The 20,141-nt window shown below is 48.2% G+C and carries 19 protein-coding genes; 7 read left to right on the top strand and 12 right to left on the bottom strand.

The features are described from left to right. Positions 1–77 precede the first annotated feature (77 nt). Positions 78–983 carry a lysophospholipid acyltransferase family protein gene (locus UXZ23_RS06370; protein ID WP_320819791.1) on the top strand — a complete coding sequence of 302 codons (906 nt, stop codon included), beginning with the start codon at positions 78–80 and terminating at the stop codon, positions 981–983. Between the two features lie 26 nt (positions 984–1,009). Here UXZ23_RS06370 and UXZ23_RS06365 read toward each other — a convergent pair whose 3' ends face one another. The 11 genes from UXZ23_RS06365 to def form a co-directional block, all read right to left on the bottom strand. Continuing rightward, on the bottom strand, positions 1,010–1,627 hold the full coding sequence (locus UXZ23_RS06365; RefSeq protein WP_320819790.1) for a DoxX family protein: 618 nt from the start codon (positions 1,625–1,627) through the stop codon (positions 1,010–1,012). 69 nt (positions 1,628–1,696) lie between these two features. After that, complete coding sequence (locus tag UXZ23_RS06360) at positions 1,697–2,041, bottom strand: hypothetical protein (RefSeq protein WP_320819789.1); 345 nt, start codon at positions 2,039–2,041, stop codon at positions 1,697–1,699. 101 nt (positions 2,042–2,142) lie between these two features. Further along, positions 2,143–2,340 carry a zf-HC2 domain-containing protein gene (locus tag UXZ23_RS06355; protein WP_320819788.1) on the bottom strand — a complete coding sequence of 66 codons (198 nt, stop codon included), beginning with the start codon at positions 2,338–2,340 and terminating at the stop codon, positions 2,143–2,145. Further along, positions 2,337–2,945 (bottom strand): sigma-70 family RNA polymerase sigma factor, encoded by a 609-nt coding sequence (locus tag UXZ23_RS06350; RefSeq protein ID WP_320819787.1) that lies wholly within the window; start codon positions 2,943–2,945, stop codon positions 2,337–2,339. Before UXZ23_RS06350 ends, UXZ23_RS06355 begins: the two co-directional genes overlap by 4 nt. Before the next feature lie 78 nt (positions 2,946–3,023). Continuing rightward, on the bottom strand, positions 3,024–3,875 hold the full coding sequence (locus UXZ23_RS06345) for a universal stress protein (protein WP_320819786.1): 852 nt from the start codon (positions 3,873–3,875) through the stop codon (positions 3,024–3,026). 36 nt (positions 3,876–3,911) lie between these two features. After that, positions 3,912–5,399 carry a SulP family inorganic anion transporter gene (locus UXZ23_RS06340; protein WP_320819785.1) on the bottom strand — a complete coding sequence of 496 codons (1,488 nt, stop codon included), beginning with the start codon at positions 5,397–5,399 and terminating at the stop codon, positions 3,912–3,914. 157 nt (positions 5,400–5,556) lie between these two features. Beyond that, positions 5,557–7,005 carry a TrkH family potassium uptake protein gene (locus UXZ23_RS06335; protein ID WP_320819784.1) on the bottom strand — a complete coding sequence of 483 codons (1,449 nt, stop codon included), beginning with the start codon at positions 7,003–7,005 and terminating at the stop codon, positions 5,557–5,559. 11 nt (positions 7,006–7,016) lie between these two features. Next, a complete protein-coding gene (gene trkA, locus UXZ23_RS06330; RefSeq protein WP_320819783.1) occupies positions 7,017–8,390 on the bottom strand; it encodes a Trk system potassium transporter TrkA in 1,374 nt (457 codons plus the stop codon). A 48-nt stretch (positions 8,391–8,438) separates the two neighbouring features. Next, complete coding sequence (rsmB, locus tag UXZ23_RS06325) at positions 8,439–9,782, bottom strand: 16S rRNA (cytosine(967)-C(5))-methyltransferase RsmB (protein ID WP_320819782.1); 1,344 nt, start codon at positions 9,780–9,782, stop codon at positions 8,439–8,441. Further along, positions 9,779–10,729, bottom strand: a complete 951-nt coding sequence (gene fmt / locus UXZ23_RS06320; protein ID WP_320819781.1) for a methionyl-tRNA formyltransferase — start codon at positions 10,727–10,729, stop codon at positions 9,779–9,781. Before fmt ends, rsmB begins: the two co-directional genes overlap by 4 nt. Positions 10,730–10,732: 3 nt before the next feature. After that, the gene (gene def / locus UXZ23_RS06315; RefSeq protein ID WP_320819780.1) at positions 10,733–11,254 is read right to left on the bottom strand and encodes a peptide deformylase; all 522 of its coding nucleotides are present in this window, start codon (positions 11,252–11,254) and stop codon (positions 10,733–10,735) included. 116 nt (positions 11,255–11,370) lie between these two features. Between def and UXZ23_RS06310 the strand changes: the two genes are divergently transcribed. From UXZ23_RS06310 to UXZ23_RS06285, 6 genes are all read left to right on the top strand, one after another. Beyond that, positions 11,371–12,429, top strand: a complete 1,059-nt coding sequence (locus UXZ23_RS06310; RefSeq protein ID WP_320819779.1) for a LysM domain-containing protein — start codon at positions 11,371–11,373, stop codon at positions 12,427–12,429. A 24-nt stretch (positions 12,430–12,453) separates the two neighbouring features. Then, on the top strand, positions 12,454–13,722 hold the full coding sequence (gene dprA, locus UXZ23_RS06305) for a DNA-processing protein DprA (protein WP_320819778.1): 1,269 nt from the start codon (positions 12,454–12,456) through the stop codon (positions 13,720–13,722). A 105-nt stretch (positions 13,723–13,827) separates the two neighbouring features. Continuing rightward, positions 13,828–14,373, top strand: coding sequence for an L-threonylcarbamoyladenylate synthase (locus UXZ23_RS06300; RefSeq protein ID WP_320819777.1), 546 nt, complete (start codon positions 13,828–13,830; stop codon positions 14,371–14,373). Positions 14,374–14,485: 112 nt separating this feature from the next. After that, positions 14,486–15,439 carry an oxygen-dependent coproporphyrinogen oxidase gene (gene hemF, locus UXZ23_RS06295; protein ID WP_320819776.1) on the top strand — a complete coding sequence of 318 codons (954 nt, stop codon included), beginning with the start codon at positions 14,486–14,488 and terminating at the stop codon, positions 15,437–15,439. An 11-nt stretch (positions 15,440–15,450) separates the two neighbouring features. After that, complete coding sequence (aroE, locus tag UXZ23_RS06290; protein WP_320819775.1) at positions 15,451–16,278, top strand: shikimate dehydrogenase; 828 nt, start codon at positions 15,451–15,453, stop codon at positions 16,276–16,278. Between the two features lie 128 nt (positions 16,279–16,406). Then, positions 16,407–18,272, top strand: coding sequence for a choice-of-anchor I family protein (locus UXZ23_RS06285; protein WP_320819774.1), 1,866 nt, complete (start codon positions 16,407–16,409; stop codon positions 18,270–18,272). A gap of 40 nt (positions 18,273–18,312) precedes the next feature. Here the strand turns inward: UXZ23_RS06285 and dsbD are convergent, their stop codons facing one another. Beyond that, entirely contained in the window at positions 18,313–20,049 is a 1,737-nt protein-coding gene (gene dsbD / locus UXZ23_RS06280) for a protein-disulfide reductase DsbD (protein ID WP_320819773.1), read from the bottom strand. Positions 20,050–20,141: the final 92 nt, after the last annotated feature.

Here is a 20,141-nt window from a genome sequence, read left to right as displayed (position 1 = left end):
CAAATGGAAACAGTGGCATACCTTGCGCATTTGTCACCAAACCGTAAACTTCCAGCTCCTGCTAAAGAGACATGCCCGTGAAAAATATAATTGGTTACTTAATGATCGCCGTGATCAAGCTACTCGGACGAGTATCACTACCCACGGCTCAGAAGATTGGTCGTCGAGTCGGGATCTATCTTTGGGGGCGTCGCACTCGTGCCCGAGAAGTTGCACGCGTGAACTTAGGTTTGGCTTACCCAGACAAGTCGGTTGCAGAACGAGACCTACTGGTACAAGAAACCCTAATCCAAAATGGCATGGTCGGCGCCGAAATGGGCCCGATGTGGGGTTATGAAACGGCCAAAGGATTAAAACTGGTTCGTACTGTATACGGAGAGGAATTGGTCGAAGCAGGCATCAAAGATGAGCGCGGGTTACTGATATTGGCTCCACATTTGGGCAACTGGGAAATTCTGAACAATTACATTTCCAGCAAGTGCCCTGTCACTATCATGTACCGTCCAGCTAAAAGCCCAGTTTTTAATGAGTGGATGGTGGAGCGCCGAGAAACCGTTGGTTGTAAGCTTGTTCCCACCACCAGAGACGGCGTTGCGGCCTTGTTTTCTGTGTTAGAACAAGGTGGCACAGTCGGCTTCTTACCTGATCAAGAACCCCGCCTAAAAAGCGGAGTATTCGCGCCATTTATGGGAGTAGAAACCCTGACGCCGAAATTGCCGCATGAAATGATTCAAAAAACGGGTGCACAGGTGATCTACGCGTTTGCCAAGCGACTCCCTAATGCCGAAGGCTTTGATTTGCATTTTACCGCTGCGGAAGACGGTATTTACTCCGACGATGCCCGCACCTGCGCCACATCAATGAACCAATCTATCGAAGAGTTAATTAAGATAGCACCAGCTCAGTATCAATGGACTTACAAACGCTTTAAGCGTCGGCCCGAAGGGCAAAAGAACCCGTATGCGGAAGCAAAAGTACCGTAACAATCCAACTCGATACCAGCAAGCGCTTAGCGCTTTGCTGGTAACACTCCAGCAAACCGCGCAATCCAATAATCAATGCTGGTGTAGCGACCACCACCATTAGTAATCAACACCAACAACATAAGTGCATAAGTAGCGGCGAATTCAATACCGTTATTTAAAATCACCACGCTACCACGACCCGTTAACCAATCGTAATTGCCGTATTCTTGCAGAATATCTTTGGCGCGGCTTAAACGCTCTCCTGCCTCAAGTACGCGATCATTTGCCAACCAACTACTACCATCAGCAATCGCCAACCATCCATTTTCCCAATGCACCGAAAACGCAGCAACCAGCATGGTGAATAGCAAAGGAATACTCACCCAGCGTGTAGCAAGGCCAACCACCAATAAAGCCCCGCCGATTAATTCTGTACCCGTTGCTAGCGCCGCCATCAGCTCAGGAAAAGGCAAACCCAACCCCCAATCTGGATTACCGAACCACGCAGCTGTGTCAGAAAAATGCGACAGCTTATTCCATCCTGCCTGCATCATAATCGGTGCAAGATACAAGCGCAGTAGTAATGGCGGCAAGCCATCCAGGTGCTGTAAACGCTGTCCAACCGCTTGAATATGACGGTACTGCTCAACCAAAAAACTCATAGATATTCCTTATCAATTACGCACGGAGACAGGCCCTGTGCGTAATCATTGACTAAGCCAAATGCTCAATTATTTAGCAGCTCCGCACTTACCTTCGCCGCACTTACCTTCCTTCTTTGCTTTGTCGCCGCCACATTTACCTTCAGCATCAGCTTTGCCTTTCATTTCAGCCTTACCGCCGCATTTGCCTTCAGCTTCTGACTTACCGCCGCACTTGCCTTCGGCTTCCGACTTACCTTTCATTTCTGTTTTACCACCGCACTTGCCTTCCATCTCTGCTTTTTCAGCAACCTGATATCCACTAGTAAGTGATTGAGAAGCAAATGGATTTTCAGCTGCAAACGACGCCGCAGATGCACCAAGAAGAACAGCAGCAGACAAAGCAGACGTTAGGGTACTAGTATTTTTTTTCATGATAAGACTCTCTATTCGGATTAAATGGCCAGACGCACAAGGCGTATTTAGGTTCTGGTACTTACTTAATCGCAAGCGCCTGAAGTTTCTTACAGATTTTTTTATTTTTTTTCTTCCGGCTCATCAGAGCTATCTTTAGTCGCTCGAATAATAGTACGCAATTGCTGCACATGCTGGCCAAATTGACGACAGCCAGAGCAGATCAAAAGATGCATTTTCAGCTCAGCTTGCTCCTTTAACTTTAGCTTTCGTTCCATCCCGACGGATAAAAGCTGAGTGGCTTGTTCGCAATTCATCATGATCTTTTCTCTCCAGCCTTGACCCAGCTATCTTCTAAACATTCACGTAAACGTAAACGTGCACGGTATAGCAACACATGAAGGTTGCTGGTACTTAGCTGCAGCGCAGCGCAAATCTCGTCGCTATCCAGTTCAATAAATTCGCGCATCATAAATACTCGACCTTGCTCTGGCGGCAATCCAGCTAAGCACGTATCAAACACTCGCCAAAATTGCTCATCATGAACCATTCGATCAGCATCTCCCCAGCGCTGAGGCTTTGCGTCCGCATGCCAATGGCCACGATCATCAAACAATTCGTTATTAAATATTTGGTCGTCTGAATGACCACAATTCTTACACTCATCTAATGAGTCTTGCTGTGGCTCACGATATTGGCGGCGCAGGTGATCGGTTATTTTGTGTTTTAGAATGGCAAAGACCCAAGTCTTTAAGTTCGCTTGGCGAGTAAAGGAAGCCGCGTTTTTTAAAGCGCCGGCAAGCGCTTCTTGCACAATGTCTTCAGCAGCGAAATCATTAGCTAATTGCAGCCGAGTAAACGCCAGCATCTGCTGACGCAACTCTACGACTTCGCGCTCGCTCACCTGCAAGAAATCCCCCGTCACCCAAGCTCTCCAACAAGTAAGTTGGCATCAGACACCGAACAAACCATAAAAGTCACCCTCAATAACTGGCGAATTCGATTAACGCAGTAGCAACAGGGGAATTTGGCTTTCGCTCACCATTTTGCGCGTATGACTACCCACAAAGAACTGACGAATACGAGAATGGCCGTAAGCGCCCATCACCATCAAGCCTATATCGTGCTCAGCTTGATAGGCGGCTAATGCCGGCTGAACATCGCCACTTAAGTGCGCCACAGTAACGTCAAAGTCGCGACTACGAAGCAGAACTGCCGCGGACTCTAATTTTTGCTGGTGCGCATCGTCATCATGTCCAACCATAACGAGATGACACGGCAAACCAACCAGTACCGTACTGTTGGCATAAGCATCTAATGCTCGTTGTGCTGTTTCACTACCATCAAAAGCCACCATGAACGATTGTGGTGCTTTGAAATCGTTCATCGCGACTAAAATGGGCTTGTGCAAACTACGAATCACATCATCCAAATGACTACCAATCGTATGCGCTAACGGCTTATGGCTATTACCTTGGCGCCCGATTACCAACAGGCGAATATCATCTTGACCTTCCATTAAAGTATTCAGCAAATGACCGTGGCGCTGTTGCTTAGTTACTTCGATCGCGCCATCAGCTTTACTGCGTATCTCAGCGTCATCTAACAAGTCACGGCCATGCTCAAGCGCTAACTTATTGCGTTTTTCATCTAACTCAGCCAGTTCTAGCAGCAAACTTTCGCGACTACCCAAACCGATATTACCCGCCAAGGTAGCGGCAGCCGGCACGTCGTTTTTTTCCAACACATGCAATAACTTCAGTGGCGCCTGCGCACGTTGACTTGCCCACGCAGCCGCATCACACACTGCACCCGACATTACCGATCCATCAATACACGCTACGATCTGAGTCATTATTGTTATCCTTGTTATTTATGCGATGGCCACGACTTAGTGGCCAGCCAAGAGCTTTTCTACTTCTTCTGGTTTGTCGTGTACACCAAATCGATCAACAATCGTGGCACTGGCTTCATTTAAACCAATTAGCTCGACATCCGCACCTTCGCGACGGAACTTGATCACCACTTTGTCCAGTGCGGATACTGACGTGATATCCCAAAAATGCGCATGCGTTAAATCAATGGTGACGCGGGTAACCACTTCACGGAAATCAAACGACTTAGCAAACGCATCTGACGAAGCAAAGAAAACTTGCCCTACCACACGATAAACACGTTCGTCGGCATTAACTTGCTCCTGCTTAACCACCATAAAGCGGCCAATTTTATTGGCAAAAAACAGTGAGGCCAGTAACACACCCACCAGTACACCTAACGCTAAGTTGTGAGTCGCAACCACCACCACAACCGTTGAAATCATCACGATATTGGTCGATAACGGATGTTGTTTTAGATTACGGAAAGATTCCCAAGAGAAGGTACCAATCGACACCATAATCATTACGGCCACCAAAGCAGCCATAGGAATCTGGCCAATCCAGTCATCTAAGAACACCACCATAATGAGCAATAAGAAACCTGCAAAGAAGGTTGATAAACGCCCGCGACCACCCGATTTAACGTTAATAATCGACTGCCCGATCATGGCGCAACCCGCCATACCACCAAGTAGCGACGAGCCTATGTTAGCGACGCCTTGGCCCTTACACTCACGGTTTTTATCACTTTCAGTGTCGGTTAGTTCATCAACAATCGTCGCCGTCATCATAGACTCCAGCAAACCGACCGCCGCTAGCGCTACAGAATACGGCAGGATAATCCACAAGGTTTCAAGTGTCAGCGGTACATCCGGCCATAGGAATATAGGTAAGGTATCGGGTAGTTCGCCCATATCGGCAACGGTGCGCACGTCAATTCCCCAAATGATGGCAATTGCCGTAATGGCCAAGATGCACACCAGTGGAGATGGCAACCAGCTACCGATTTTCGGTACATACGGAAATAAATAGATAATAGCCAATCCACCTGCCGTCATGGCATAGACGTGCCAAGTAACATCGGTAAGCTCTGGCAGCTGCGCCATAAAAATCAAAATCGCCAGCGCGTTCACAAAACCCGTAACCACCGAACGTGAAACGAAACGCATTAAATCGCCGAGCTTTAAATACCCAGCAAAAATCTGAATAACCCCGGTCAACAAAGACGCAGCCAGTAAATACTCTAGGCCGTGATCTTTAACTAAGGTCACCATTAACAATGACATCGCACCGGTAGCCGCCGAAATCATACCCGGACGACCACCAACAAAAGAGATAATGACTGCGATACAAAATGACGCGTACAAGCCAACTTTCGGATCGACACCGGCAATAATAGAGAAGGCAATGGCCTCAGGAATCAAAGCCAAAGCAACCACAGTGCCGGCCAATAAATCACCGCGAATATTGGCAAGCCAATCGCGTTTGATGCTGTTTAACATGACGTTTGTAACCTAAATGACAAGCGACCAAACGCAATGCAGTGCGCTGGCAACAAGATTACGCCCTCAGTGGGCAAGGATTCGTTATAAAGCGGCATTATACGGGGGTGAGTAGGCATGACAACCAATCACCCTGACCGTGACGAAGCAGTTGTGCTTAACTGCGCCAAAACGTCGGGCTGAGTAGCACCAACAAGGTGAAAATTTCCAAACGGCCTAACAGCATGGTTAATGCGAGCAACCATTTAGCGGTATCACTAATACCACCGTAGTGAATCGCCACATCACCCAAACCTGGACCTAAGTTATTTAAGCAAGAACCTACCGCAGAGAAGGCCGTGACTTGATCCAAACCCGTCGCCATCAGCGCTAACATCATCACCATAAAGGTAACAACATAGAGAGCAAAGAAGCCCCAAACCGATTCCAAAATACGATCACTGACCGGCATGCGACCCAACTTCACCGGTATGATCGCATTCGGGTGAATCAAACGACGAATTTCACGCACACCTTGTTTGTAAACCAAAAGCACACGAATGACCTTCATACCGCCACCGGTAGAACCGGCACAGCCGCCAATAAAGGCCGCCATAAACAACATCACAGGTAAAAATACCGGCCAGCCAGAAAAATCCGCCGTGCCAAATCCAGCGGTTGTAGCAACCGATACCATCTCAAAAATGCCATAGCGAATCGATTCGGTAATGCCATACGTATCGGTAATCCAGAGTGCGGAAATAGTAATGGTGATCCCGCCGACGATAATGAAGGTGAAAAAACGAACCTCTGAGTCGCGCCAATAATGTGTAATCGAGCGATTGCGCCACGCATAAAAATGCAGTGAAAAATTCAGTGCCGCCACCAGCATAAAAAATACCGCGATCATTTCGATTAGAGGACTATCGAAATGCCCCATCGACGCATCGTAGGTCGAGAAACCACCGATCCCCACGGTTGAAAAGCTATGGGCAATGGCATCAAAGGTATTCATGCCGGCAAGCCAATAGGCTAGCGCACATGCGATGGTTAACGACAGATAGATATACCACAAGGCTTTTGCGGTTTCAGTAATGCGCGGAGTCAGCTTGGAATCTTTCAATGGCCCTGGCATTTCGGCACGAAATAACTGCATACCACCAATGCCCAACATCGGCAGAATGGCAACGGCCAATACGATAATCCCCATACCACCCAGCCATTGCAACTGCTGGCGATACCAAAGAATCGATTTTGGCAGGTATTCAAGCCCGGTCATCACAGTCGCACCGGTCGTGGTCCAACCTGAAAGAGACTCAAAAAACGCGTCGGCAAAGCTTAATCCGGGATCTTCAGCCAATATAAATGGCAAAGTACCCGCTAGGCCTAAGGTAAACCAGAACAGCGCAGCAATTAAAAAGCCATCGCGGGTGCGCAATTCTTGGCGTACAAAACGCACCGGCATCCAAGATAGGAAACCGATACCAAAAATCAACCCCATTGCCATAGAGAACGCTTGAGTCGCACCGTCGTTGTACCACATCGACACCAAAATTGGCGGCAACATGGTCAAACTGAACAACATCAAGAAAATACCAAGAACGCGCGCTATAACGGTAAGGTGCATGCCATCGTATCCTAGAAAAAGCCCAGACCGACTTGGAACAAGCGCTCAACATCCGAGATGTGACGTTTGTTCATTACGAACAAGATCACATGGTCGTTTGATTCCACAACCACATCCGACGTCGCCATAATAACTTCTTCACCACGCACAATCGCACCAATGGTGGTACCCGGTGGCAAGCTAATATCTTTAATGCGGCGACCTACTACTTTTGATGAGTGGCTATCACCATGAGCAATAGCCTCGATGGCTTCAGCAGCACCGCGACGCAAAGAGTGAACATTGACCACATCGCCACGGCGCACGTGAGTAAGCAAACTACCAATCGTTGCTTGCTGCGGTGAAATAGCAACGTCGATCATCCCACCCTGCACTAAATCAACATAAGCCGCTTTATTAATCAGGGTCATAACCTTGCGAGCACCCAAACGTTTAGCCAGCAAGGACGACATAATATTTACTTCATCGTCGTTGGTAAGCGCGCAAAACACGTCGGTATTTTCAATATTCTCTTCTTCTAGCAAGGCTTTATCCGTGGCACTACCCAATAATACAACCGTGCTAGTCAGATTTTCGCTCAGATAATGGGCACGCTCTTCACCGTGCTCAATCAACTTCATTTTGTAATCTTTTTCAAGGGTCTTGGCGAGACGATAACCAATGTTACCGCCACCAGCGATCATGACTCGCTTGTACGAATCTTCCGCACGGCGAAGCTCGTTCATTACCTTTTTGATGTGTGCCCGCGCGGCAACGAAGAAGACTTCGTCATCGGCCTCGATCACAGTATCACCCGTAGGTTCGATGGCTTTATTGCGGCGAAATACTGCAGCCACTCGTGCGTCGATATTGGGTAGGTGATCTTTTAACGTGTGAATCGCCTGCCCCACCAATGGGCCGCCGTAGTAAGCTTTGACCGCCACTAACTGTACGCGCTCATCAGCGAAGTCGAGTACCTGCAATGCACCTGGGTACTGCAATAAGCGACTGATGTAGTTAGTAACAACTTGCTCTGGCGAAATTAAAACGTCGATTGGGAAGGCATCGTTCTTAAACAACTCAGGTTGTTTAAGATAAGCGTTTGAGCGAATGCGACTGATTTTGGTCGGAGTACGAAACAGAGTGTAGGCAATCTGACAAGCTACCATATTAGTTTCGTCAGAGTTGGTCACCGCAACCAACATATCGGCGTCATCCGCCCCAGCATCGCGCATCACCTGCGGATAGGAGCCATGGCCGTATACGGTTTTAATATCAATACGATCCGCTAACTCACGCAACCGCACTTGATCGGTGTCGATCACGGTAATGTCGTTTTGTTCATTGGCTAAGTTCTCAGCCAATGTGCCACCCACTTGGCCGGCTCCCAAAATAATGATTTTCATACGATTCCCAAGCCTTTGCGGCCCGATTTATGAATTATCAAGAAACAATCACTTATGCTTATTCAAGAGGGCGTAGTAAAAACCGTCATGCCCTAAACGCTGCGGAAACAGCTGACGCCCGGCATTACAGGCCGTTCCCCAGTCTTTGTCCAGCGTTGTTAGTGTTACATCGGCATTCGCATCAACAAATCGACGAATTTGCTGGCTGTTCTCTTCTGGCATCACCGAGCAAGTGGCATACAACAAGCGACCTCCGGGCTTGAGCATTGCCCACGCGCTGGCTAGTACCGACTGCTGCACCAATGCCAATTGCTCAATATCTTCACGGCGACGCAAAAGTTTAATATCAGGGTGACGACGAATCACACCGGTGGCCGAACAAGGCACATCTAAAAGAATGGCATCGTATTGCTGGCCATCCCACCAAGACTCTATCGCACACATATCACCGCAGACGACATTGGCACTGAGTTGTAAGCGCGCTAAATTTTCGTGCACGCGCGGCAAACGCTTCTCTTCTAAGTCAACCGCCGTCACGTCCGCATTGGCGTATTCCAGAATATGGCAAGTCTTACCACCTGGAGCAGCACAGGCATCAAGAATGTGCTCACCATCTTGCGGAGCTAATATCGACGCTGCTAGCTGAGCGGCTTCGTCTTGCACACTGAAATCACCTTCAGCGAAGCCGGGCAAGGCGGTTACGTCACAGCTCTCGACTAAATAAATTCCGTCGGCAGAATACGGGGCTGCGCTCGCTTCAATACCGACGTCGTGCAAGCGCTGCAAATACTGATCACGGCTGCCATGACGACGATTAACCCGCAAACACAGCGGTGGACGCTCGTTGTTTTCGGTCAGAATGTTTTGCCATTGCTCGGGCCAAGCCTTAGTCAGCATTTTCACCAGCCACTTTGGATGGCTAGTCGCGGTGACTGGATTGTCATCTAACGGAGGACGCAGTTCTTCATACTCGCGCGCATAGCGGCGCAAGCAGGCATTCACAACCGATTTGGCGTAGCCTTTACCCAACTCTTCGCAGGTTTCAACCGTGGCATGCACGGCGGCGTGAGGCGCCTTCTTTTGAATTTCGAGCTGATACAAGCCAACAATCATCAGGGCGTGCAGATCTTGGTCTTCTTCACCAAACGGACGTTTGAGCAGCATTTTGGTAATGGCATTGAGGCGGAAGTAATGACGGCAGCTGCCCAACGCTAAGTCGCGTAAAAAACCACGATCAGCACCGTCCACTCGCGCTTCTAATGGAGGCAATAGCTGATTCAACGACTGCCCTTGCATTACCCCCAATACCGCATGAATAGCAGCAAGACGAGCGCTCAATACGGTTGTCGACTTACTTTCAGCCTTCGACCAAGGCGAGTGATCGCCGCTCACAGGTCAGCAGCCAATACATACAAAGGCTGAAATAACTTAGGTTGGCCGTTAATTACATCGGCTACCGACATGGCTTTTTTGCCCGCCAACTGCACTTGCGTTAAGCGCAAAGTCCCTTCACCACAGGCAACATCAATGCCTTCGTTAGCAACGCTGGCAATGGTTCCGGGTTGTAGAGTTGTCATAGTGTCTCGTGCTTCAGCAGCTAACACCCGAATACGCTCGTCGCCAAGCAGGGTATAGGCCATAGGGAAAGGATTAAACGCACGAATGCGCAATGCGAGTGTTTCGGCCGATTGCGACCAATCAATCAAGGCTTCTTGTTTACTCAACTTGTGGGCATAACAAGCAAGTCCATTATTCTGTACTTCAGGCTTTAATGTGCCGGCTTCAACATCCGCCAATACCGCCAGCATTGACTTAGGCCCCAGCTGCGCCAATCTATCGTGCAAACTACCACCGGTATCCGTGGCAAAAATTCCGGTCGTGATTTTCGCCAACATATCGCCGGTATCTAGGCCCGCATTCATTTGCATTATGGTAATGCCGGTAACTTTATCACCCGCTTCTATGCAGCGCTGAATAGGCGCGGCACCACGCCAGCGTGGCAGCAAGGAGGCATGCACATTCAAACAGCCGTATTTCGGCGCATCCAGTACCGCTTGAGGCAGTAACAACCCATAGGCAACCACGACCATCACATCCGCATTAAGCGCTCGCAGATCAGCAATATCGGCTTCTTGTTTGAAATTTAACGGCTGATAAACAGAGATGTCATGTTCAAGGGCGACTTGCTTCACCGGGCTTGGCTGTAATTTTTTACCACGCCCTGCTGGACGATCTGGCTGACTATATACAGCAACAACTTCGTGCTCAGAAGCAACGAGCGCGCGTAAATGATCAGCGGCAAAATCCGGCGTACCGGCAAAAACAATTCGTAATGGCATGGTTTAGCGTTTTCCCTGGCGGGCGTCGAGTTTGTGTTTCTTTTCGAGCTTATCTTTGATGCGATTACGCTTAAGTGGCGAAATATAATCGACCATCAACTTCCCTTCGAGATGGTCAATTTCGTGTTGAATGCATACTGCCAGCAGACCGCGGCATTCCATTTCGAAGGCATCCCCATTGCGATCAAATGCTTTTACTAAACAGTGCTCGACACGCGTCACGTCTTCGTAAAAGCCTGGCACCGAGAGACAACCTTCCTGCATCGTCTCCATTTCACCCTCTAAAACAGTTATTTCAGGGTTAATAAAGACTAACGGCTCGGTTTTCTCTTCCGACACGTCAATGGTAATGATACGTTCGTGGATATCAACCTGAGATGCGGCGAGACCAATGCCCGGCGCATCGTACATGGTTTCGAACATATCATCGACAATGCGATGAATGCGGTTGTCAAATTCAGTTACCGGCTTGGCAACGGTACGCAAACGCTGGTCTGGATATTCAAGTATTTCAAGTATGGCCATAAGAGATATGCTGTGCTTATAGAACAAAGTGGTTGTGACTTGCTAAGATTGCTGCCATGCAGCGATACTCAGAACATATAAATCACCCGATACGCCAATAATAAAGGGAATACAGGATGAGCAAAACCATCAAACGCCTTCTAATTGCTGGTTTGATGTGTCTTTCGACCACAGCCATAGCGTTAGACCTGAAAACGGACGCTCCTCAGCGCTACACAGTTCAGAAGGGCGACACCCTTTGGGACATATCCGAACGTTTTACCGATGAAGCTTGGCAGTGGCCCGAGATTTGGTATCTCAACCCGCAAATCGAGAACCCTCACCTTATTTATCCGGGCGATGAAATCGGTCTCATTACGGTGGGCGGTCAGCAACGTGTTGGTGTAACCCAACGTGGTGATACTAGCCGCACAGTGAAGCTATCTCCTGGCGACGTCAAACTCATGGCGACCGCCCGTGTAGAGCCCATAGAGTCTGCAATCCCAGCCATTCCAATGGATGCAATTCGCGGCTTTCTGCGCAACCACCGCGTAGTTGATCCAGCAGAATTAACGGCGGCTCCTCACGTTATATCTGGCGTAGATGAGCACTTATTGATGGGCGCTGGTTCTGCTATTTATGCACGCGGAAAAGTCGATCAAGTCGCTTCTGCATACAGTATATTCCGTAAAGGCCAAGTGTATAAAGATCCGGAAACCGACGAAATTTTAGGTCTGGAAGCGACCGACGTTGGTCTGGGTCGTGTCACCAAAACAGACGGCGATATTATGACGTTGATGCTAGAAAAAACCAATCAACAAGTCGCCGTTGGTGACCGTTTGTTAGAAACTGAAGATCGCTCACTCGCTTCTAGCTTCATTCCTAAAGCTCCAGCACAAGAAGTAATTGGTACCATCCTAGCCGTTTCTGGCGGTGTGTCGCAGGTTGGCCAATACGATGTGGTTGTTTTAAACCGTGGTAAACGTGATGGATTAGAGCAAGGTTCGGTTCTGCTGATCGAAAAAGCAGGCGTTATGGTTTATGACCGCGAAGCAAAAGAAAAAGTACGTCTGCCACGCGAAGAAGCTGGCAGCATGATGGTATTCCGCGTGTTCGACAAAATGTCATACGCGTTAATCATGCGTGCGGTTCGTCCTCTACGTGTGGGTGACATGTTCAATTCACCAAAACAGTAAAAAATATGAAATTTGGAGAACATCATGCTCATGGATGAGCTACTCACGGATGAACTCATCTCAGCGTGGTGGCGACTACGACAACTGCCCGGTTTTGGCACCGTCACCACCAATGAACTCCTAGATCAACTCGGTAGTCCACGCGCCCTATTGCGCTGCGACCGGCAACAGTTGCGCTCATTAGGATTGAGTGATGCTGCGATTGAACGCTGGCAATTCGATAAAGACCTAAGCAACGGCCTAGATACTCTATTAAATTGGCGCCGCCAGAGCGGTAGCGGTGTACTCATGGTGGGTACCAAAAACTACCCTGAGGCATTAGCCAACCTACGCGATGCGCCCACTTTTTTGTATTACAGCGGCGATATTCGAGCTTTGCAACGCCCCATGATTGCGATGGTGGGCAGTCGTCATCCCACACCTTATGGACGTCAGTGGGCACGAGAGTGTGCAGCAGAACTGGCAGCATCCGGCATTACGGTTGTCAGTGGCCTTGCTCTTGGAATTGATGGCGAAGCTCATGAAGGGGCCGTAAGACGGGGCAGTACTATTGCCGTTATGGGCAGCGGGCCTGATCAAATTTATCCGGCACGTCATCTTGGTTTAGCGCATCGTATCTGTGATCAGGGCATGCTGTTGTCGGAGTTTGCTCCTGGCGTCACGCCTCAACCTCGTCACTTTCCATCACGCAATCGCATCATCAGTGGTATGACATTGGCGACCATCGTGGTCGAAGCCGATATCAAAAGCGGCACCATGATCACCGCACGCTTAGCCGCAGAGCAAGGACGTGAAGTATTTGCCTTGCCTGGCGTGGTCAGCAATCCTTTGAGTCGCGGCCCACACCAGCTTATTCGTGAAGGAGCCGCCCTAATTGAGAACGCAAATGATGTGCTGGGTGAACTTGGGCTGGATATCCCCGCGCCACAAACAGACGCTGAGCAACAAAATCTTGATCTAGAATCCCCCTTATTTGAAAACGACAAAGCCAATACTGAATTTGTCGAAACCGAAACCATCACCTTACGCGAGGCCTTGAGAGTAAAATCGCCAGCGCCCAAAACAAAACCCAAAGCGCCTCGCGCCGTAGAGTCGGTCCATGTTACGAGTAAAAGCCAAAGCTCAGTAGAAGCACCCGAATTAGTGACCTGCATTGATTACACCACTACTAGCATTGATCTTATTGCCATACGCTCGAATCTGCAGATGGCACGCTTACTGCCAGAATTATTACAACTAGAACTCGACGGTTGGTTACAACAACAGCCCGGCGGCTACGCCAGAATCAAATAAAGAAACAACTTCACCTGCCACTTACACCGCAGCTCTTGTTGAAATTCGGTCCTTGTTGTACGGTTCTGCTCCTGATCAATTCCCTAAGTATTTTGAGTAACTTCCTTGAACAGTTGGCACATTCAACAAGCCATACGCTGCGTGCGTTTAGGCGGCGTTTTAGCGTATCCCACTGAAGCGGTATGGGGTTTAGGTTGCGATCCGCGCAATGCTAAGGCCGTACGCAAAATTTTAATGATGAAATCACGCCCAGAGCATAAAGGTTTAGTGCTCGTAGGTTCTTCATTGGATCAATTTGACGATTGGATTAAACCGCTATCACCAGCAGACCTTGCTCAAGTACAAGCGACTTGGCCAGGGCCAACGACCTGGGTATTGCCGTGTGTCGACAGTGTCCCTATTTGGTTACGTGGGCATCACGAAAGTCTTGCCATTCGTGTCACTGATCATCCATTAGTCAAAACGTTGTGCGCTACAATCGGCCCCTTGGTATCAACATCCGCCAATCCTGCGGGCAAAGAACCCGCGCGAACCGCTTTACGAGTACGCCAATACTTCGCTCAGCAGCCCGATTACATTTTACAGGGCGCTTTAGGTGGCAGAGATAAGCCATCGGAGATCCGTACACTTGATGGCAAGCGCATTCGCTGAACCAAGTATGCGTAAACAAGTCGAACAAAGCGCCAGCAAGGTTAACAGCAGCGCTAATAAATTTTTATGGTGATCGACATTTAAACCGAGCACTAATGAACTGGAGAGATGAATGAGTCAGCCTCAGCACGGTTGTGATATTGCCGCCGTAAAAACCTTTTTACTGGATCTTCAAGATCGTATTTGCAGCGCAATCGAGAAAGCTGATGGGCAGGCCACATTCGTAGAAGACGCGTGGGACAGAGACCATGCAGAAAGTCCGCTTGGCCTAACAGGGGGTGGCCGCACCCGTGTAATGACCGAAGGCGCCGTGGTTGAAAAAGGTGGCGTCAACTTCTCGCATGTTCAAGGTGCCATGCTTCCAGCATCCGCAACCGCAAGCCGTCCCGAACTCGCCGGACGTAGTTTTCAAGCATTGGGCGTGTCGTTAGTGATTCACCCTAGCAACCCTTATGTTCCAACATCACATGCTAACGTGCGTTTTTTTGTTGCGGAAAAAGAAGGTGAAGAATCGGTTTGGTGGTTTGGCGGCGGTTTTGACTTAACTCCATTTTATGCCTTTGAAGAAGACGTTATTCATTGGCACCAAACCGGTAAAGATTTATGTGCACCATTCGGCGACGATGTGTTTCCAAAATATAAAAAATGGTGCGACGACTATTTCTTCTTAAAACATCGCAATGAAACTCGCGGCGTGGGTGGATTGTTTTTCGACGACTTAAATTCTTGGAATAACGAATTAAATTTCGATAAAAGTTTTGAATTTATGCAGGCCGTCGGGAACGGCTATATTGATGCCTACATCCCTATTATTGAACTCCGTAAAGATACGCCATACGGCGAGCGCGAGCGTAAATTTCAATGTTACCGTCGCAGCCGTTATGTCGAATTTAATTTAGTTTTTGATCGCGGCACTATCTTTGGTTTGCAAACTGGCGGTCGTACCGAATCAATTTTAATGTCTATGCCTCCAGTGGCTCATTGGGATTACGATTGGCATCCCGAAGTCGGCAGCCCAGAAGCCCGTCTTTACACTGACTTTTTACCTCATAAAGAATGGGTGTAAAGGAGTAAATCATGACCGATCTTTATGCAGTAGTCGGCAACCCTATCGGCCACAGTAAATCGCCGCGAATTCATTTGGAATTTGCGGCAGAAACCAAACAAGACTTATTTTATAAAGCTATTTTGGTGCCACTGGATGGCTTCGATACTGAAGCAAAACGTTTTTTTAAACATGGCGGACTAGGAATGAATATAACCGTTCCTTTTAAAGAAGATGCCTATCGCTTTGCGGATGAATACACACCACGCGCTGAACGGGCACAAGCGGTTAATACACTAAAGCGTCTGGATAATGGTCAGTTATTGGCCGACAATACCGACGGCGCTGGGCTAGTACGTGATATTACAGTTAATAATAATATCGCCCTAAAAGATAAGCGTATTTTGTTGTTGGGCGCTGGCGGGGCTGTGCGTGGAGTTTTGCAACCGCTGCTTGCAGAACAACCTAATTGCATCGTGATCGCCAATCGTACGGTAAGCAAAGCGGAACAACTAGCCGAAGATTTTGCCGATTTAGGCAAGGTATCCGGTTTAGGATTTGCTGATGTAAATAAGCCCTTTGACGTTATTATTAACGCCACCTCAGCCAGTTTGAGTGGTGAATTACCGCCGTTAAATCCCAACATTATTTCACCTGAAACTGTTTGCTACGACATGATGTATGGCAGCAGTGCGACTGTCTTTAATCAATGGGCGACAGAGCAAGGTGCCAAACTTACAATTGATGGCTTGGGTATGTTGGTGGAACAAGCGGCCGAAGCCTTTTATCTGTGGCGCGGGGTGCGACCAAGTACAGCGCATCTCATGAAGACCTTGCGCAGTGAACGTCGCACACGTTAATTAATCGCGGCTTTGACTAACGTCAATGAGTCTATTTGGGCAAAAAAGCCTAAATAGACCATCTGTAACAAATTGGTAATGCATTGGTACTAGTTTCTCTGTCATTAAAACTTAATGGAGAAGCAACAATGCAAGTATCAATTCTACGCGCGGCCTGCTTAGCGGCAACATTAGGCTTAGTAGCTTGTGGCGGCGACGATGGTAAAGACGGCAGCAATGACCTTAATGGTTTAGACGGCACCACAACCACAGTAACTCAAGATGGTGCACCTGGTTTAGCCGGTAATGATGGCACAAACGGATCTAACGGCACCGACGGCAAAAGCGCACCTCGCGACCTACAGCTTGATGTTGTCGGTCGTTATGCCAGCGGTTCTTACGGCAAAAGCGCAGCCGAAATTGTGCAATTCCACAAAAATTCAAACTCAGCAATGGCAATCAATGGCGCCGACAATCGCATCGACGTTATTAGCCTTGCCGGCTTGCCGACTGTTGCCGTAGCCAACGCATTTAATGACAACAGCCTAAGCTCAACGCCATTTAACTTGCCGACGGAAGTTACCGTATCTGGTGACGAAGTAATTGCTTTAGGTGCGGTTGACTCCCTAAGTGTTTATGGCGATTTATTAGCGGTTGCCATGGCATCAGCGAACAAAACTGACCCTGGTGCCGTGTTGTTTTACACATTGGATGCCGCCGGTGCAGGTACCTTGCTTAAAGCGGTAAAAGTCGGCTCATTACCGGACATGGTGACCTTCACGCCAGACGGCAGCAAAGTCGTAGTTGCTAACGAAGGTGAGCCTGATACTGATTACGTCGTGGATCCTGAAGGTTCGATTTCTATTATTGCCATCACTGCAGGCGTCCCAGCGGATACAGCAACACATATCGACTTCGACGATATGATCTTTGCCAGCGCCTTACTGGATCCTGCAGATTACGATACCGATGACGAGCGTCGCGCATTACTGCAAGCTGAAGATGTAAAATTCGCTTCACCTGCGGGCACCACCGTTTCGCAAGATCTTGAGCCAGAATACATTGCCATCTCAAGCGACAGCAAAACCGCTTACGTTACTCTGCAAGAAAACAATGCCATCGCTATTCTTAATCTTGAAAATAACGAAGTAAAAATCCGCGGCTTAGGTTTAAAAGACTGGTCACAATACGCTCTCGATTACACAAATAAAGACGAAGTGCCGCTATTCAGCAAAGTGGATAACGTATTTGGTTTATATCAGCCGGATTCAATTGCCGCTTACGACTGGAATGGTGCTACTTTCGTTGTTACAGCGAACGAAGGCGATTCGCGCGATTGGAATGCCTACTCCGAAGAAGTAAGAGTAAAAGACTTAACGCTCTCTGCTGAAATGGAAGTCATTTATGATCAACACGGCGGTAAAAACGGCTTAGGGCGTCTGAAAGTAACGGATGCGATGGGGGATGCTGACGAGGACGGTGAATACGAAGCGTTGTATGCCTTTGGTGCTCGTTCTTTCTCTATCTGGGATCAAAATGGTACGCAAGTATTCGATTCCGGTGATGATTTCGGTCGTATTACGGCAAGTGTTTTAGGTTCAAACTTCAACTCTGCGCATACAGAGAACAAAGGCGATAACCGCTCGGATGATAAAGGCGCAGAGCCAGAAGCCATTACTACCGGCGAAATCAACGGGCGCACATACGCCTTCATCGGTCTGGAGCGCGTTGGCGGTCTTTTTGTTTACGACATCACCAACCCATTTGCCGCGACGTTTGTGGCTTACACCAATAATCGCGACTTTAGCACCACGTTTGAAATGGACGACGATTTAGCCGACCCATGTGACGTTGCTGAAGGCATGGATTGTACTCAAGTGCCAAACACGGGCGACCTTGGCCCAGAAGGCATTAAATTCATTAGTGCGATGGAAAGCCCGAATGGTAATCCATTAATCATTATCGGCAATGAAGTCAGTGGCTCGGTAACGGTTTACCAAATCACTGAACTTTAATTTGCACACAAAAAATAGTTAGCCGACTGGTTGCGCACGCTTATAGCGTGCGTAACCACTGCAATAACGCCGCTTTGGTCGGCAACCCTTGTAACGCACCAACATCGTTATGCCCGTTAATATCAGAGCCTTGCAAGGCTGGCGGGCCAAACACCTGCCAATCGGCTAATACATCCGTTTGATCCTTATTGCCCGCGGTAATGTCAAAACGCATAAAAGTCATACCTTCCATTTGCTTTGCCACATCAGCATCCGCCAATAAATGATCCATCTCTTTGCAACTCGTGCACCAGTCAGCATAAACATCGACAACCACAAGACTCTGCTCGGCATTGGCATTCGCTATTGCTCGTTCTAATTCGGCCCGTGTTGTATAGACGTTTGAACTCTCGTGTGAGCTGACTAAACCACTGCTTACGGTAGATACAACTAACGGTCGCAATAAATTGCCATTCCCCATACCGGCACCGATCAACCAACCGGTACCGCAAAGTAAAGCTATGAGAGCAATGACACGGGTAAATTTCGCCTTGTTCGTTACTGCCGATTCGAACGCGCCTAAGTAGACGGCTATACCAATCGCCAAAGCACCACTCATCGCCAGTAACGCTGGAGGCGGTAACAAACGGGCCAACAAGCTAACCGCGACGGCCAACAATCCCACTCCAAATGCACCCTTAATGGCAATCATCCAAGTGCCAGCGCGAGGTAGCAACTTACCGCCACTCAAACCAATCAAAAGCAACGGTGCGCCCATTCCCATACCTAAAGCAAACAAAGCCGAACCACCAGTTAATACATCACCGGTACTGCTTAAATAGATAAGAGCTCCCGCTAATGGCGCACTCACACATGGCGATACAACTAAGGCGGCTAAAAACCCCATGACATATGTACTAAGAAAAGCACCGCCTTTTTGCCGTGACGACATATCATTTAAGCGATTACGCAGACCTGCAGGGAGTTGCAACTCAAATACGCCAAACATAGGTAAGGCCAAGACAATAAATAGTACCGCAGCAAAACCTATCACTAACGGTGTTTGAGTAAAGGCAGCGAGATTAACTTGTGCACCAAAAGCCGCGACTAAAGCACCAATTAATGCATAAGACGACGCCATACCAATCACATAAGCGAGCGCTAACGACAAGCCCTTTGCCGGTGACATATCGTCGCCTTTTTGGCCCACAATAATACTGGATAAAATCGGGATCATTGGAAAAACACACGGCGTTAACGACAACCCTATGCCCAAGCCAAGAAAACTAACGATAATCCAAAACAAACTTTTGGAACCTAAATCACCGCCATTAGTGGAATCTACTATCTTAGCTTTCGGCTCGCCGATGTGGATTGTTAAATCAAGTTTCTGCGGGGGATAACATAACCCCTGCTCAGAACACCCCTGATAGCTCAGTACCCGATCGATATCAGCGCCATTCATCACTTCAATATCTAAGCTGTGATGAAATATATCCACTCTTCCAAAGTTTTTATCCAGTTTACTTTCTGCTACTTGACGAAAAACAAGATCGTCACCGTCTTTTTCGTCTAATAATCGAATTCGACTTTGGTATAGATAGTAATGCTCCGCTATATCGAAATGCACTAACCAGCCGCGATCAATAGTGCTTAATTGAACGCTAAAAGCATCGGCGGCACTGAGGAACTCACTTTCGTTAGTATCAACACCCGACAAGTCTGGAATAGCATGAGCAGAAAGACTTGTTGTTATACCAACAAAAAAAAGGAATAAAAAAGATCGTAATGCGTTCATGTATTTATCCAGTCGCTGTTACCTAAGTTTTCAGATTGACATGCTCTTCTTAACGCTTTCTTAACAATCATGTTAAGAAAGCGTTAAGACAA

Source organism: Thalassolituus sp., assembly GCF_034111725.1.
In the GTDB taxonomy this organism is placed as follows: domain Bacteria; phylum Pseudomonadota; class Gammaproteobacteria; order Pseudomonadales; family Oceanobacteraceae; genus Thalassolituus.
Note: the sequence above shows the minus strand (reverse complement) of the source record. Positions and strands in the feature narration are given on the sequence as shown.